This window comes from Bellilinea caldifistulae (genome assembly GCF_001306055.1).
GTDB classification, from domain to species: domain Bacteria; phylum Chloroflexota; class Anaerolineae; order Anaerolineales; family Anaerolineaceae; genus Bellilinea; species Bellilinea caldifistulae.
The window spans coordinates 95636-112150 of sequence record NZ_LGHJ01000010.1; the positions used below are offsets into that span (position 1 = coordinate 95636).

The following is a 16515-nucleotide window of genomic DNA, read 5'->3' on the forward strand; positions in this document are numbered from 1 at the left end:
GCGGTGGTGTCTTAATGGGAGTCTTGATTACCATCAACCAGATTCTCATGGCGGGGGTAGCGATTACAGCCTTTTCACTGCTGCTGTATTCGTTGACCTTCAACCTGCGGGAACGGGTGGCACGCTCGTTTGCGATGCTTTTGTTTTGCCTGGTAATCATTTACTCGGCCGAGTCACTTGCCAGTGTTGCGCCCCGCCCGGATGAATTGGAATTATGGCTGCGGTTGCAATGGGTAGGCGTTGTTTTCCTGCCTTCGGCTTACCTGCATTTTTCGGATGCGTTACTGGCAACCACCGGAAAACCCAGCCGGGGAAAACGGCGTTGGGCGATCCGGCTTTCGTATGCTTTAGCGGTTTTATTTTTAATAATGCTGCCTTTGGGCTTGCTGGTGGGAGGTCTGGCAGCCGACTCTCAGCCTGCCCCTTACCTCAAACCGACCCTGGGTACCGATTTATTCATGCTGGTGTATTTTGTTTCGATTGGGATGGCGTGGTACAACTTTGTTCGGGCCTTTCGCCGTTCCACTACCAGTACCAGTAAACGCCGGATTGGATACTTGCTGGTCGGCTCGATTGCTCCTGTACTGGGGTCTTTCCCGTTTTTGCTCTTTTCATCCAATTTCGCCGCTCAGCACCGCCTGATCTTTTGGGTGATTTCTGTGCTGACCAATTTTCTGGTGGGCGGGCTGGTGGTGATGATGGCTTACTCGGTGGCATTTTTCGGGGTTGCATTGCCCGACCGAACTGTGAAAAGCCGGCTTTTCAAGTGGATTTTACGCGGACCGGTGACGGCTTCGATCACGTTGGCTTTGACGACGATTGTCCGCCGGGCGGGCGAATTATATGGCCTTCCCTACAATGCGCTGGTGCCCATTGTCATGGTTGCCTCCATATTGACAGGGCAATATCTGGTCACGTTGACCTTCCCAATGCTGGAACGCTGGCTATTTTATGGGAATGATAAGGACGAGATCGAAATTCTGCGCAATCTGGAACAACGGTTGATCACCCGCAACGATTTACGCCAGTTTTTAGAGATGATCCTTGCGGCGGTGTGCGATCGGCTGCAGGTAAAGGGTGCTTATGTGGTTGCGCTCAAATCCGAAGGTCTTGAGATTGTCGTGCGGGTTGGGAAGACCTTTTTCGATGAAGATCAAAATCCTGCTGAACTGGAAAGTGTGATTCGTGCCAATCATCTTTCATTGGAAATGTTCAACTGGGGCGACGATCTTCTCATACCGCTGGTGGATCAAAACGAGGAGGGCGCTCCTGATTTGATCGGTTTACTTGGAATCAGCGGTGCAGCCGGCACGAGCCTGGATGAGGACCAGATTCAGGTGATTAACAGTTTTAGAGAAAGGGTCTTGCTGGCTCTCAAGGATCGCCGCTTACAGGAAGGGGTTTTCCGTTCGATCAGTGAATTGACTACTAAAACGGCTTACATTCAGCAATTGCAGGCCGCCGGGCGTTATGATCAATCCGGTCTGTTAAGGGATGAAATTCCGCTGGCAGCAGCCGATTTTTCCCAATGGGTGAAGGATGCCCTTACCCATTATTGGGGTGGCCCAAAATTAACCGAGAGCCCGTTAACGAAATTGAAAATTGTGCAGGCCATGCTGAATCGCTATGATGGCAATACTTCCAATGCGCTGCGAGCAATTTTACGAGAAGCGATTGAACGCGTCCGACCGGAGGGAGAACGACGCTTCACAGGGGAATGGGTATTGTATAATATTTTAGAGATGAAATTTTTGGAGGGCAAAAAGGTACGAGAAATTGCTATGCGGCTGGCGATGTCCGAAGCAGATTTGTACCGCAAACAACGCGTAGCCATTGAGGCAGTTGCCAGGGCAATTCTGGAAATGGAATCCCAAAATGGGCACACGAACGAATTGCCAAAATCGGAGTGATTGATATACAATAAATCAACCTTATTTGTATTTATTGCAGGGAGGTAAACAGGATGGTTGCCAAAAAAACAGAAGTGGATCTGGGGGAACAGCAGGCAGATCCGATTGATGAGGGGTGGTGGGCGGCGGTCCTTGCGGAGGAGGAGATGTATGCACCCTCCAAAAAAGGAGCAAATTCAGGCGGAGTAAACCAGGGAGTGGTTACTCCGACCGATTGGGGGTATGTCCAGCGGATTTTTGAACAGGATGAAATCATTTCTCTGAAGGTGCATGGCTTCAACCGCGGGGGAGTGCTGGTTCAGGGTAAAGGCATCCAGGGATTTGTACCGATTTCCCATCTGGTGGAGATGCCGACCGATGCAAGCGAAGAGGAACGGCGCAACATCCTGGCGGGTTATGTTAACCGCCTCATTCGCCTGAAGGTGATCGAGTGCGAGCCACGCTGTGAACGGGTTGTCCTCTCCGAACGAGCTGCCCTGGCTGGTGAGGGCCAACGTCGAGCTTTGTTTTCCACCTTGAAAGAGGGTGCGGTGGTCAATGGGCGGATTACCAACATCACCGATTTTGGTGTGTTTGTGGATCTCGGCGGGGTGGAGGGGCTGATTCACGTTTCCGAGATTTCCTGGGGGCGGGTGCAGGACCCGGCCGATCTCTTGAGCATCAATCAGGAAGTTCAGGTGCTGGTTTTGCAGGTAAATGAAGATACCTCACGGATTGCTCTCAGCCTCAAGAGGCTGCAGCCCAACCCGTGGGAAACGCTGGCGGTGCGGTACAAGCCCGGCGATGTCGTTCGGGGTTGGATCACTTCATTGACCAGATTCGGGGCTTTTGCCCGATTGGAGGAAGGGGTGGAGGGGTTGATTCACGTCTCCTCGATTCGGCTACCCCCTCATTGTAAAAATATCCATCATTACCTCACTGTTGGGCAGGAAGTGAATGTCCGCATCCTGCATCTGGATGCGGAGCGCCGCCGTCTGGGTCTGGGATTAGTGCAAACCGAATGAGTTCCTCCCGAAAAAAGGCGGGCAAATCCGTCCAAAAGACTTATTCCGAAAATCAACTGAGGGCTTCCTCCTTGTTAGAAGGGGTGGGGCGGGTTATGGTGCGTCTGGAACGCTACGGACGCGATATTACGGGTGTTTTGTTGATTGCCCTCGGTTTGCTCACCTTGATGGTGCTGGTGGGATGGACGAGTGGTTCCTTTATTTCCCCTTATGGAGATTGGCTGAGGCGCTGGCTGGGGATTGCCAGTTTTCCTCTGGCAATTTTAACCGCCTTGATCGGGGTATCTTTACTGCGAAGCAATCCAGCCGAAAACCGCCGTTTTCCGTTGGGCCGTATCCTTGCGCTGGAAGGGCTGATTTTTACCGGCATGGCGTTTTTGGCATTGCTGGGCGGGGTCTCGGTGGAGCGGGCCGAAGCCGGTTTGGATGGGGGGGTGATCGGCTGGGGGTTGGCTTATCTGATCACCCAATTTTTACCACTCCCGTGGAGCAGTCTTGTGCTGGTTTTGCTGGGAATCTGGTTTTTATCGAGCGCAACCGGATTTCACCGTTGGGTTGGCCGGCGTATTCAGGCGTGGATCGAATCCCTGCCGGTGGAGCAACTTCCTGAACCACCCCTGAGGCCAACCGATCGAAGCCAGAGCAACCCCGATATTCCCCGTGAGGAAGGCGTTCCTGTTCCGGTGGTTGCCTATCGGCGCGAGGAAAACCTGCCGCCGCTTTCGTTGTTGGCTAACGAGGAAAGTAACGGTCTGGACGAGGAACGTATCCTGGCGATTGCCCGCCAGATCGAAAAAACCTTGGCAGAATTTGGGGTGCCCAGCCGGGTCGTCGGTTACCGCAAGGGCCCGACCGTGACTCAGTTTGCGGTGGAGCCCGGTTATGTCGAAAAACCGGCTGCGGACGGGAAGATGATTCGCCAGAAGGTGCGGGTTGCCCAGATTTCCGCTCTTTCGCGGGATCTAGCGCTGGCACTGGCTGCAGAGCGTTTGCGCATCGAAGCCCCCGTGCCGGGGCATTCTTACGTGGGCGTCGAAGTGCCCAACAGCAGTACGACGCTGGTGAGGCTGCGTCCGATTCTTGAATCCCCCGAGTTTTTAAAATTGCAATCCCCTCTGGCAATCGCACTGGGGAGAGATGTTTCCGGTCAGCCGGTGGTAGCGGATCTGGCGCGGATGCCGCATTTGCTGGTGGCGGGTACGACCGGTTCGGGCAAGTCGGTTTGTCTGGCTTCGATCATCACCTGCCTGGTGATGAATAATTCACCGGCTACCCTGCGGCTGGTGGTGCTGGATCCAAAAATGGTCGAACTGGCTCGATTCTCCGGCTTGCCACACCTATTGGGCAAGGTGGAAACCGAAATCGAGCGGATGCTGGCGGTGCTGCGCTGGACACTGGTTGAGATGGAACAGCGTTACCGCTTGTTTGAAGCCAGTGCAGCCCGTGATTTAACCGCCTACAACCGTAAGGCCGAGCGACGCGGAATGATGCCCCTTCCGCGTATCGTAGTGCTGATTGACGAATTGGCTGATTTAATGATGTCAGCCCCTGATCAGACCGAGCACAGTCTGGTCAGGCTCGCCCAAATGGCACGGGCAACGGGCATTCATCTGGTTATTGCTACCCAGCGCCCGAGCACGGACGTGGTCACCGGCTTGATTAAAGCCAATTTTCCAGCAAGAGTGGCATTCAGTGTAGCCTCGTCCATCGACTCGCGGGTCATTCTGGACGTCAATGGGGCTGAGTCGCTGCTTGGCAGGGGGGACATGCTTTTTCTCAATCCGGAAGCCGGCACACCCTTGCGGGCGCAGGGCGTTTTGCTGCAGGATCAAGAAATCGAACGGGTGATTGCTTTCTGGCAGGAAAGATTAACCGATCAGGTCGAGCAGACAGCCCCGTGGGAGGATCTGGTCAATCAAGATGACGACGGGGATGATTTAATTGAAAAAGCCATTGAACTGGTACGCCGTACTCAACGAGCCAGTGCCAGTTTGTTGCAGCGCCGCTTGAGGATTGGATTTCCACGTGCTGCCCGTCTGCTGGATGAATTGGAGGAAAGAGGAATTGTTGGACCGGCACAAGGGGGCGGAAAAGACCGCGAGGTGTTAATTGACCCGTTGGATGATGATCCTGCTGAGGATGATGATTAATCTTTGGGCGGGGGATTGCTTGACAGTTTGCATCAGGTAAGATAGGATACAAACCAGAATGGTTGCGGAACAATTCCGCAACAGCAACCACTTTTATCATGGTGAAGTGTGGTTCGGACAGAAAAACAACCCCAAAAAGGAACTTTTACCGACTTCTTGCGCGCTCGTTTCAAGGGAGTGCTTGACCCCATTGGGGCTTTTCTCATACGGTTGGGGTTGACTCCGAATTGGGTTACCCTCCTGGGGCTGGTGGGAATAGGTGTTTCGGCAGTTTTCCTGGCGCGCGGACAATTTTTTTGGGGCGGGGTGGTGGTGCTGATCATGGCGCCGTTGGATGCGTTAGATGGCACGATGGCGCGTCTCATCGGAAACCCTACCCGATTTGGGGGTGTACTTGACTCGGTGGTTGACCGCTTTGCAGAGATTATCTTAATTGGCGGTCTGGTGTTTTATTATCTGCAGCAAAATGAATGGCTGCCGGTTTTTTTGGGTTATGCAGCGGCTGGCGGATCATTGATGGTTTCCTATGTCAAAGCGCGCGCTGAGGCAGCCCGGTTTGTTGTCAAAGGCGGGTTATTGACCCGTGTGGAGCGGTTTCTGGTTCTCATCCCGTTGCTCATTCTCGGTCAGCCGTTACTGGCGTTGTGGATTCTGGCAGTATTGGGAAACTTTACTGCTTTACAGCGGTTATGGCTGGTATATCAGCAAAGCCGCAAAGAAGAAGATTTGCCAAAGGTATGATTTCTTAATGAGGTGTAAAGAGGATGCCGAATAGTTTTAGTATAGGCCCGATAACCATCCATTTGTACGGTGTCATTATTATGTTCGGGGCGATCATGGCGGCATGGTTGTCCGCCCGCCAGGTCAAGCAGCGAAATTTGAACCCCGATTTGGTATGGGATATGCTGCCGTGGTTGTTAATCGCCGGCGTAGTTGGTGCGCGTCTCTGGCACATCTTAACACCGCCGGCTTCGATGGTTGAACGCGGTATTACAACCTGGTACTATCTGACCCACCCTCTGGATGCGATTGCAATCTGGAACGGCGGGCTTGGCATTCCCGGCGCTGTGATGGGCGGCGCATTGGCATTGTACCTCTACTGCCGTAAAAAGGGATTGAGTTTTGCTGAGTGGACGGATATCATTGCCCCCGGTTTAGCGCTGGCGCAGGCAATTGGGCGGTGGGGTAACTTTGTCAATCAGGAATTGTACGGCGCACCGACCAATCTCCCCTGGGCAATTTTCATTGACCCGATTCACCGCCTGCCTGAGTTCAAGGATGTAGCCTACTACCACCCCTTGTTTTTGTATGAGTCAATTTATAACCTGCTCAATATGGCGTTCCTGCTGTGGGCAGGGCGAAAATTCAGCGACCGCCTGAAGAAGGGTGACATCTTTTTACTTTACCTGATTATTTACCCGGTTGGGCGATTTTTCCTCGAATTTTTACGCTTGGACCCTTCTCCGTTGGCAGGTTTGAATGTCAATCAAACATTAATGGCAGTGATTGCGATCAGTTCGGCAGTGGGGCTGTTTTGGCGGCATCGTAAAGGCAGTAACTCTCCCCAAACTGTCAGCGGATAGCGGTTTTTTTTGTGGATTGAGCGGGTTTGAGGGGATGAAGATGATTTACGCAGAAAATTTGACCAAGCACTTTGCCGATTTTGTGGCTGTGCAGGGGATCAATCTGGATGTGCAGGCCGGGCAAGTTTTGGCCTTATTGGGGCCAAATGGCGCCGGTAAAACGACGACCGTGCGCATGTTAACCTCGGTGCTGCGCCCTACCAGCGGAATTGCCAGAATTGCCGGTTATGATGTGGTTGAAGAAGCCGAAAAGGTGCGCTCATCGGTGGGCGTTTTGACGGAACATCACGGTCTTTACAGCCGTATGAATGCCGATGAATACCTGACTTTTTATGGACGCCTTTACCGAATGCCGGATTCGTTGATCGAGCGCCGCAAGAGGGAATTGTTGGAGCAATTTGGATTGGGGGAGGCGCGTAAAAAGAAACTGGGGGAATACTCCAAAGGAATGCGCCAAAAGCTGGCTCTGGTGCGCGCCTTACTGCACAACCCGCCAGTGCTCCTGCTGGATGAGCCAACCTCGGCCATGGATCCGGAGAGTGCCAGAATTGTGCGGGATGCCATCCGTGCTCTGCGTTCGGACCAGCGGGCGGTGATTCTTTGCACCCACAATCTGGCCGAGGCTGAAATGCTCGCCGATCAGATTGCCATTATCCGCCGCGGCCGGATTATCTTGAATGATGTGCCGGAGCGGCTTAAGCAGTTGCTTCTCGGACCGGAAGAGTACGAAATCACCCTGCGGAATGGGGCGGGCGTTCCTCCTGAAGTCCTGCCGTTGGGGGTTGTGGTGAGCAGGCAGGAAAACGGCCGTTATGTTTTTCGGATTGATCAGCCGGAAGAAAAAATTCCGCTGCTGCTGAAACGGTTGCTGGACCAACAATTACCGGTACTTTCCTGCGCGCCTGTGCCACGCAGCCTGGAAGAGGCGTATTTGAGGGCTGTCAGCCTGCATGAGGAAAACGGCAATGGAAGCAATTGACATTCGCCCAGCATTGATTATTGCTCAGCGAGAGGTACGCGATCAATTCCGCGACTGGCGGATCATCTTCCCGATTGTGTTTCTGACCCTGTTCTTCCCGTTCTTGATGAATTTCACGGCGCGTCAGCTGCTTAATTTTGTCAATCAATATGGAGCAGGACTGGTTGGTGAACGCTTGATCCCATTTCTGTTGCTGATTACGGGCTTTTTCCCGATCAGTGTTTCGCTGGTGATTGCGTTGGAAAGTTTTGTCGGAGAAAAAGAACGTGGCAGCATTGAACCCCTCTTAACTTCTCCGCTGGCTGACTGGCAGCTATATCTGGGTAAATTACTCTCTTCAACGGTGCCGCCGCTGGTGGGCAGTTTTCTGGGTATGTCGGTCTACATTAGTGGGTTGCTCATCAACCGCATCCCGTTGCCGGATGCAGAAACCCTGCTCCAAATCATCGTCCTGACGATTACCCAGGCGGTGGTGATGGTCAGTGGGGCGGTGGTGGTTTCCACCCAGGCGACTTCGGTGCGGGCTGCCAACCTGCTTGCCAGTTTTATCATCATCCCCATGGCGCTGCTGATTCAAGCCGAAGCGGTGGTGATGTTCTGGGGACGGGATACGCTTTCGTTGTGGTGGATTGTGTTTGGGCTGCTGGTTTTGGCGGTGCTTCTCATTCGGATTGGGCTGGCGCATTTTCAGCGCGAAGAACTGCTGGGTAGAGAGATTGATGTGCTCAATATCCGTTGGATCTGGCGGATCTTGTGGGGTAGTTTTCACGGTGGGGCTCGCAATGTCTTGGATTGGTACCGGAATGTGCTGGGTAAGACTCTCCTTGATCTGCGCGGTAGCTTACTGGCTGCCGTCTTGCTGGCCGTGATTGTGATTATTCTGGGCGCCCAGCAAGCCGACCGTTTTCTTTTGATCTTGCCGGAGGGAGATTTTCAGCAACGCGTTCGCGAATTGGGCTTCAACCTGCCGGTAGGTGGAATTGGGAGCGTTCAGCAAATCTTTTTCCAGAATGTGCGCGCGTTGGTGATTGGACTGTTGTTGGGCTTGTTTTCTTTCGGGGTATTGGGCACACTACCTCTGTTTGCAACCCTTGGTTTGTTGGGGTATTTCACCCGGATTATGGAAATTAATCAATTGCCTGCCGCTCAAATCATCCTTTCGGGAGTGGTGCCTCACGGAATTGTCGAGGTACCGGCAATCCTGCTTTCAACGGCGGCGGTGTTGAGAATTGGCTTTTTACTGGCCACCCCGATGAAGGACAAGACGGTGGGTGAAGTATTTTTGATGGCGATTGCCGGTTGGATGCAGGTGATGGTTGGATTGGTTGTGCCTTTGCTGCTTTTGGCAGCCGTGATCGAATCCTGGATTACGCCGCTGATGATCTTACGCTTATTTGGCTGATTTACCTGCGAATCATTCTTTCTGGAAGGGCAAACGCATGGATCAAATTGTTTTTCTGGGTACCGCAAACGCCATTCCCGCTATCGGTCGGGAGAATACCCATCTGCTCATCCGCCATGAACACGAAGCAATTCTGGTGGACTGCGCTGCCAATCCAATTGTGCACCTGCAGCGCGGAGGGGTCAATCTGGAACAGATCCATCATTTGATTTTGACTCATTTCCATCCCGATCATGTTTCAGGTGCCCCGCTGTTCTTGATGGATTTATGGCTTTTGGGGCGTACAAAACCGCTGTATATTTACGGCCTGGAACACACCCTTACTCGCCTGCAAGCCATGATGGACTTATATGACTGGCGCAGCTGGCCGGGATTTTTCCCGCTCGAATACCGCATTATACCGGAGGTAGAAGGTGCGGCCCTTCTCGAAATGAATGGTCTGGAAATTATCTCCTCGCCGGTTAAGCATCTGCTGCCCACCATTGGTATACGGATTACCTTCACGGATATCCATAAGACAGTCGTCTATTCGAGCGATACCGAACCTTATGAGGCAGTTGTCAGGCTGGCGAAGAAAGCGGATGTGTTGATTCACGAATCGGCCGGGCATTCGATTGGCCATTCTTCGGCGCGCCAGGCGGGGGAAGTTGCCCAAAAAGCCGGCGTGAAAAGTCTGTACCTGATTCACTATCCTGCCAATGTGACCAAAGAGGAACTCATCCGTGAAGCGCGGAGCGTCTTTGGGGGTTCCGTTTTTGTTTGTGAAGACTTTATGGGAATTGACCTGACAAAGGGTGATTAAATCACCAGCCGAGCAGGAAAGGCTCCCATTCGGTATATTCCGTCAGGTGGCGACCGAAAATATACAGGGCAGAAGCAGGCGGTTCAGCAGGCGGACGGAGTAACTGCATGCCGGCTTCGGCCAGCGTGCGGCCGCCTTTGCGGTGATTGCATTGCGGACAGGCGGTAACGACATTCGTCCAGATGTGCTGACCGCCTAAATGGCGCGGGATGACATGGTCAATGGTCAGGTCACCTGCACGCTTACCGCAATACTGGCAGGTGTAATTATCACGGCGGAACACCTCGCGGCGGGTCAGCTTTACCTTGGGGCGCGGACGATGCACCATGTGTTGCAGGCGGATGATCGAGGGGCGTGGGAAGGACGATCCAGCGGTGTGAATCTCCCCCCGTCCATTCATCACCATGGATGCTTTATGTGTCAAAATCAAACCAACCGCACGGCGTAAGTCGCAGACATTGATTGGCTCGAAATTGGCGTTGAGTACCAGCACATTATCCGCCATTGCGACCTCACCTGCAAAATTATAGCACTACCTTTCTACAATCGCTATGAGAAATGGGTTAAGAAGTGTTAATATTGTACAAAGATACGTTTTCGGAGGTGAACGGTGAAAATCCTGATTGCGGGCGGTTCCGGTCTGATTGGCTCTGCTTTGGCCCGTCATTATTTGGAAAAGGGGCAGGAAGTTTACATCCTCAGTCGGCGCGGATCGGCAGCGGTCTTACCGGCGGGTGCTAAAGGAGTAGAGTGGGATGCCCAATCAGCCAAGGGGTGGGGCGACCTGATGAATGAAATGGATGTGGTCATCAACCTGACCGGAGAGAACCTTGGAGCGGGGCGCTGGACAGAGCAGCGCAAACAACGTTTTTACACCAGCCGCATCCAATCCGGTAAGGCGTTAATTGAAGCCATGCGTCAGGCTGTGCGAAAACCCGGTGTGCTGGTGCAGTCATCGGCGGTTGGTTATTACGGGGATGGCGGTGAGCAGGTGCTGGATGAATCCAGTCCGCCGGGTAAGGATTTTCTGGCGGGTTTGTGTGTGGATTGGGAAGATTCAACCCGCGAGGCCGAGTTCATGGGTGTGCGTCGGATTGTTCTGCGCACCGGTGTGGTGCTGGCTGAGGGAGCGGAGGTGTTGAACCGTTTGCTTTTGCCATTCCGCCTGTTTGTTGGAGGGCCATTGGGCAGTGGTAAGCAATGGCTGCCGTGGATTCACATGGCGGATGTGGTCGGAGCGGTGGATTTTCTGGTTGAAAATCCAAATCTTGCCGGGGTTTTCAACTTGAGTGCCCCCCAACCGGTTCAAAATGCCACCTTTGGGAAAACTCTGGCGCGTATTTTACGCCGGCCTTACTGGCTGCCGGTGCCTGCCTTTGCGTTGAAACTGCTCCTGGGCGAGATGAGTAAACTGGTGCTGGAAGGTCAACGAGCCATCCCCAAACGGCTGATTGAGGCGGGTTATCCTTTTCGATTTTCGGAGCATGAAGCTGCACTGCGGGATTTACTGGTCAAGGTTTGAGCGGCTGAAGAGCATTTTGCAGCAGGGTTTCGCCGATGGTTTGCGCCAGTTGAGGGTTGTTTTCTTCCAATACGATGGCAACCGCCAGGGGTGTCCCGCCCCATTGGGGGAGTGTTCCGCCGATAAACCATGTGTAGGTGGTCGAGTCGTATTGCTGGGCCGAAACAGCCTGCCAGATAGGAAAATCCTGAGAAGCAAGGCGATTGACTGCAGCCGAGACGGACTGTTCATTCCCAAAAACTACCACCGGGCTGCCGGAGGGTAAAATGACCCGCCCCTGATGAGGAGTTTCCACCGATACGGCAAGGCGTGGACTGGGACGGGAACCGTTGTTGGTCAATGCGGCGGCGGCCTGTGCCATTTGTAAAGGAGTTACTTTGACCGCGCTTTTCCCAATACTTGCCAATCGGCTGCTGGTCAATTGATCTGCCTGAGAAGGGGGGGCAACATCCAGCCGGATTTCCGGCGCGCTAAAGAAACCCAGAGCGGTGAAAAGTTCACGCATTTGGGCAGTGCTTATCGAGCGGCTCATTTCTACCAGGGCCGCCGGACAGCCGACTTCAATAGCCGTTTCCAGGCTGAGCGGTGTCCGCGGCGGACGGGCGCATGTCAGCATCTGATTGTCGTGAATATAAGAAAGGTTGAGCGGCAAGACCGGGAGACTGCCTTTTTCGCTTAAGTAGGCATACAGGAACGGTCCCACAATCGTTGCCGTGGGATACTGACCCTGCGTAGCGCGGTTGACAAAAGGTGCAGCCGGATTGTTGAGCCATTCAAGGTAGCGGTCATCGAGCTGATTGGGGTCGTAGGAAGGGTGAGAGGCAATTGTCAGGATCTCGCCGCTGCGGGCGTTTAGTAAAACAACTGCGCCGCGGTGATTTTCCATCAGACCGTCCGCAACCCGCTGTAATTCCAAATCGAGACTGAGGCGCACGTCCAGTCCGTCGGGTGGCTGGGAGTACATCAGTTCTGCCAGCCAGATGCGCGAAGCGGGGTTGCCCTGCAGTCCGCTCAGGTAACCATCGAGGGAGGCTTCCAGCCCGGCCTTTCCGAAGCGAGGATTGATGTAGCCAATCGTGTTTCCCAAAGGCGGGTAGAGCAGCACACGGTCAAGACTACCGCGTTCACCGGTTGTGGTGGCAATCCTCTCGCTGCGCCGGTCGAGCAGATCACCCCGCGGGACAAAGCGTAAATTGACCATCCAGCGGTTGTTATCGGGGCGGGCCAGTAAGTTATCCGCACGGACGATACTCCACCAGCCAGCGATGGCGGCAAGTGCGGCAAAACCTGCCAGGAAGAGAGCAGTAACCCAGGTGTAAGCGCGCGGCTGTTGGATCGGCAACGGCGGCTGGGTGTGCGGCTGGCTGGCCCAAAGCAGCATTCCCACGGCAATGAAACTGGTAACCAGCGATGAGCCGCCGTAGGAAACGAATGGCAGGGTAACCCCGGTGAGGGGTAGAAGGCGCAGGTTGCCTCCCATAATCAAAATAGCCTGAATGGCGAAGTAAATCCCGATGCCTGCCGACAAGAAGCGCTGGAAGGTGGTGCGCGCCGCAAGTGAAATACCAATACAGCGGTAGGTCAGAAGGGCAAACAGTGCGATTAATCCCAGAATCCCCGCCAAACCAGTTTCTTCGGCGATTGCCGCGGCAATGAAATCGGAGTGAGCGACCGGTACCAGCCCGGGACTGCCAAGCCCGATTCCCGTACCCAGCAATCGGCCGGCAGCAACCGAGATCAATGATTGCACAACCTGAAAAGAGCGGTTGACCGGGTCTGCCCAGGGGTTCAGCCAGGTTTCGATGCGCAGGCGGATAACGTCAAAGACCAGCGTTCCGGCAAGTGCGGCTGCCAGCAAGAACAAACCGCTGATGATCAAAATCCTTCTCCGTCCGGAAGCCAGAAAGATCACAAAAGTATAAATCCCTAAAATCAGGGTTGCAGCACCCAGATCACGCTGAAGGACCAGCATCAGGGCTGCCGAGGCGGTCATGATTAAGGTGGGGGCGAGGAGTTCGGGCAGCCGAAAGTGAAAAGGAATCCGCTCAGCCAGATAGGCAGCCAGATAAACCACCAGCAGCAGTTTTAATGGCTCGGAAGGCTGGAAATACAACCCGCAACATCCCAGCCACAAGCGCGGACCTTCGCCTGCCGGGTATGTACCCAGTAAAAAAGTTAAACCGGTCAGCAGCAGGCCAATTGTCAACCAGAGATATTTGTAACGCCGCAGCCAGATGAATACTCGCGGGTAGCGACTGATCAGAATCAGCAAGATGATTCCAACACTCAGCCAGAGGGTTTGGCGATAGCCCAGAGATTCATCCAACCGGTAAATGGTGACCAATCCCCAACCACTCAACAAGCTGGTGAGGGGCAAAAGATACGGATCGTGTTCTTCAAACTGGCGATTGAGAAGGCGGTAAGCCAGACTGAACAGCACCAGCCAGCCTGCCCAGCCAATCCAGTGCAGCCAGCGGTACCCTACCTGAAAAGTGTGCAATCTGACGGCGGGGGAGAGGGTCAGAATCAGGCTGGAGAGAGTTACCGCCAGCGCAGAAATCCCCATCAGCCGGCGCTCCAGTGAATTTTGCAAAGTGGCAGCCGGAGGGAAGAGAAAGTTCACGGTTTGAGGTATTTATCCACCAGCAAGGCCAGTTTTTGGCGGGTTTCCGGCGGGATGCGAGCGGGATCGGTGATCAGCGCTTTTTCCAGTGCGCGGCTACATTCGCAATCGGTATTTTCATCCAATCGGGCTGCCAGCGTGCGAATGGCCTGTTGGGCTGCTGCAGTATTTTGGGAGAGAGTGCGGATGACCATTTCGACATTGACCGGTTCTTCAGCCAGATGCCAGACATCATAATCCGTAATGTGCGCCAGGCTGGCGTAGCACATTTCCGCTTCGCGTGCCAGAAAGATCTCCGGACAGGTGGTCATGCCGATGATCGAAATGCCCCACGCCCGGAAGAGATGCGATTCGGCGCGGGTTGAAAACCGCGGGCCTTCAATGGTGATGAACGTCCCGCCCTGATGAGTTTCAACGCCGGTGCTGAGAGCAGCTTCATACAGCTGACGGGAGAGACTGGCACAATACGGGTCTGCTGTGCTGATGTGAGCGACCAATCCCTCTCCGAAAAATGAACGTTTACGGTCACGGGTGAAGTCAATCACCTGATCGGGAATAACGAAATTGCCGGGTTTGTAATCGTGGCGCAGTGATCCGCAGGCGCTGACGCCGACCACAAAACGCACCCCCATCTGTTTCAGGGCGTAGATGTTGGCGCGGTAATTCACTTCTGATGGGAGAATGTGATGGCCAATCCCGTGGCGGGCGAGAAACGCAACCCGTGTGCCTTCCAGACTGCCAAGCAGGATCGGTGCGCTGGGTTTGCCAAAAGGCGTGGTGACTTCAACCGATTGAACATCTTCCAGCCCTTCAAAATGATACAGGCCGGAGCCGCCGATGATTCCCAAAATGGCTTGTTGACTCATGCTAATCTCCCTTTGCTTCAATTGGATTTTTTTGGTTCCATTTCAATTCGGAAAGTGAGCTGACCGCAGCGCAGTTCGTCACCGGGAACGAGCACTGCCCGGGCAGTCAAGCGCTCGCCGTTCAGGTAACTCCCGTTGGTCGAATTCAAATCCTCAACCCACCACTGGTTTTGTTGATAGGTAAAACGGGCATGACGGGCAGAAACTGTTTCATCTGGCACACTCAGGTGGCAAAGCGGATCGCGTCCCAGAATGACCTCACTGGTCTGAAAACGGGTTACTTCCTCGGCTGGCCCATCAAGCGGGGTGATCAATAAGGCGGGGATGCTTTCGTGGGTAAGTTCCTGCGTTCTTCCGCGCAAGTCGCGCCAGATCACGCTGAACGCCCAGTACAAGAAAGCATATAACGCAAGGGTAAAAAGGATGCGAAGGATGAGAACCAGAATACCGCTCATGCTGGCATTATACTGGAGGTTGGGCAGGGGATGTACCGCCAACGGAGGTGGATTCTCCGCCATCTTCGCCATAAATCAGAGTGAAACCGGCCAAAGAGATGACATCACCCGGGAAAAGAGTGGTCTGGGTGATGCGCTTACCATTGACAAAAGTCCCTCCGGATGAGTTGAGATCGAAAAGGAGGGTCTGATTTTTCGTGCGGCGAATTTGAGCATGTGTGCGAGAAACCCGCAGGTCTTCGATGACCAGCTGGTTATCACTGCGCCTGCCGATGTTGATGACCGGTTGATCCAAGGGGAAAAACCGGCTGCCATGCAGAATCAAGTAAGCCCGGCTGGCGAATGTGGAAGGATCGGCTTCGCTTTCGACTGGGAGGTGCAAGACAGCCGTGGAACCCGGCAGGGTATCCTGATAGGCAGCGGTGATGCGGGGTTTGCCGGGTGGTTGGCGTGGGTCGCCGACCACCTGAATCACGGGCGGTGCAGCAAAGGATGCGCCTGCTTCACGCACGGTTTCGAGCAAGGCCTGGTTCAACCAGTTCAGCCAGTCGGGGTTGTTTTGCCATGTGGCTGCTTCTTGTGGGTGCATGGCAAATACCAGTACATTTGGCAAGGGCTGGTTATCCTGATTTTCTACCAGCAGTTGTTCACGCAAAGCTTCGACGATTTGAACCGCAAGATTGGGGTGCTCCCTGCGCCAGGTCAATGCCGCAAGCCGGTTTTCGATCAGATCTTTCAGACGGGATTCGATTTCATCAAGGCGTGATTTCATACTTTATAATTATAAGACCAGTCGAGGGAAGAAGATGAATAAAGCGGGATTTGAGGAACTTCAACATACTGCAGATTGGGCATTGAGGGTTTGGGCGCCCGACCGGGCCGAGCTGTTCCGGCAGGCTGCGATGGGGATGAACACCCTGATGGGATTGAAGTTAGAAGGCCAACCCATTCGGCGGGTTGATCTTCAACTGACCGCCGAGGACGATGAAAGTTTGCTGGTTGCTTTTTTGAATGAAATCCTGTTCTATCTGGAAATTGACCGAATCGGGTTCGAGGATTTTCCCTTAAAATTAAATGGCAACAGGTTGGATGCCGAATTGTGGGGCAAACCAATCCGCAGCATCGAAAAACCGATCAAGGCAGTCACCTTTCACAATCTCGTCGTGCAACATAGCGCAGAGGGATTGGAAGCCCGATTGGTGTTTGATGTGTAGCGAGG

The 16515-nt window shown here is 53.8% G+C and carries 15 protein-coding genes; 10 read left to right on the forward strand and 5 right to left on the reverse strand.

Annotated elements, in window-relative coordinates:
- The first annotated feature begins 14 nt into the window (after positions 1-14).
- The 8 genes from AC812_RS04110 (at position 15) to AC812_RS04145 (ending at position 9830) form a co-directional block, all read left to right on the forward strand.
- Positions 15-1910 (forward strand): histidine kinase N-terminal 7TM domain-containing protein, encoded by a 1896-nt coding sequence (locus AC812_RS04110; RefSeq protein WP_061914653.1) that lies wholly within the window; start codon positions 15-17, stop codon positions 1908-1910.
- Between the two features lie 53 nt (positions 1911-1963).
- A complete protein-coding gene (locus AC812_RS04115; RefSeq protein WP_061914656.1) occupies positions 1964-2914 on the forward strand; it encodes a 30S ribosomal protein S1 in 951 nt (316 codons plus the stop codon).
- The gene (locus AC812_RS04120) at positions 2911-5064 is read left to right on the forward strand and encodes a DNA translocase FtsK (protein ID WP_061914659.1); all 2154 of its coding nucleotides are present in this window, start codon (positions 2911-2913) and stop codon (positions 5062-5064) included. The genes AC812_RS04115 and AC812_RS04120 overlap by 4 nt, the downstream gene beginning before the upstream one ends.
- A gap of 108 nt (positions 5065-5172) precedes the next feature.
- On the forward strand, positions 5173-5805 hold the full coding sequence (locus AC812_RS04125) for a CDP-alcohol phosphatidyltransferase family protein (RefSeq protein WP_061914662.1): 633 nt from the start codon (positions 5173-5175) through the stop codon (positions 5803-5805).
- Between the two features lie 23 nt (positions 5806-5828).
- Complete coding sequence (gene lgt / locus AC812_RS04130) at positions 5829-6647, forward strand: prolipoprotein diacylglyceryl transferase (protein ID WP_082148988.1); 819 nt, start codon at positions 5829-5831, stop codon at positions 6645-6647.
- Between the two features lie 34 nt (positions 6648-6681).
- Positions 6682-7626, forward strand: a complete 945-nt coding sequence (locus AC812_RS04135) for an ABC transporter ATP-binding protein (protein ID WP_201797700.1) — start codon at positions 6682-6684, stop codon at positions 7624-7626.
- A complete protein-coding gene (locus AC812_RS04140; protein ID WP_061914671.1) occupies positions 7613-9028 on the forward strand; it encodes a stage II sporulation protein M in 1416 nt (471 codons plus the stop codon). The genes AC812_RS04135 and AC812_RS04140 overlap by 14 nt, the downstream gene beginning before the upstream one ends.
- 37 nt (positions 9029-9065) lie before the next feature.
- Positions 9066-9830, forward strand: coding sequence for an MBL fold metallo-hydrolase (locus AC812_RS04145; protein ID WP_061914676.1), 765 nt, complete (start codon positions 9066-9068; stop codon positions 9828-9830).
- A gap of 1 nt (position 9831) precedes the next feature.
- Here AC812_RS04145 and AC812_RS04150 read toward each other — a convergent pair whose 3' ends face one another.
- Positions 9832-10335 carry an HNH endonuclease gene (locus AC812_RS04150; RefSeq protein ID WP_061914679.1) on the reverse strand — a complete coding sequence of 168 codons (504 nt, stop codon included), beginning with the start codon at positions 10333-10335 and terminating at the stop codon, positions 9832-9834.
- 105 nt (positions 10336-10440) lie between these two features.
- Between AC812_RS04150 and AC812_RS04155 the strand changes: the two genes are divergently transcribed.
- Positions 10441-11352, forward strand: a complete 912-nt coding sequence (locus AC812_RS04155; protein ID WP_061914682.1) for a TIGR01777 family oxidoreductase — start codon at positions 10441-10443, stop codon at positions 11350-11352.
- Here the strand turns inward: AC812_RS04155 and AC812_RS04160 are convergent.
- From AC812_RS04160 to AC812_RS04175, 4 genes are read right to left on the reverse strand one after another with little or no spacing between them, the layout of a single operon-like run.
- Positions 11342-13975 (reverse strand): FtsW/RodA/SpoVE family cell cycle protein, encoded by a 2634-nt coding sequence (locus AC812_RS04160; protein ID WP_061914685.1) that lies wholly within the window; start codon positions 13973-13975, stop codon positions 11342-11344. The two genes, AC812_RS04155 and AC812_RS04160, sit on opposite strands and share 11 nt — an antisense overlap.
- Positions 13972-14841, reverse strand: coding sequence for an S-methyl-5'-thioadenosine phosphorylase (gene mtnP, locus AC812_RS04165; protein WP_061914688.1), 870 nt, complete (start codon positions 14839-14841; stop codon positions 13972-13974). Before mtnP ends, AC812_RS04160 begins: the two co-directional genes overlap by 4 nt.
- Positions 14842-14858: 17 nt before the next feature.
- Positions 14859-15338: an FHA domain-containing protein gene (locus AC812_RS04170; RefSeq protein WP_061914691.1), complete on the reverse strand. Its 480-nt coding sequence runs from the start codon at positions 15336-15338 to the stop codon at positions 14859-14861.
- The gene (locus AC812_RS04175) at positions 15304-16068 is read right to left on the reverse strand and encodes an FHA domain-containing protein (RefSeq protein WP_061914694.1); all 765 of its coding nucleotides are present in this window, start codon (positions 16066-16068) and stop codon (positions 15304-15306) included. The genes AC812_RS04170 and AC812_RS04175 overlap by 35 nt, the downstream gene beginning before the upstream one ends.
- Before the next feature lie 34 nt (positions 16069-16102).
- On the opposite strand from AC812_RS04175, the gene AC812_RS04180 reads away from it, so the two are divergent.
- Positions 16103-16510 (forward strand): archease, encoded by a 408-nt coding sequence (locus tag AC812_RS04180; RefSeq protein WP_061914697.1) that lies wholly within the window; start codon positions 16103-16105, stop codon positions 16508-16510.
- Positions 16511-16515 lie beyond the last annotated feature (5 nt).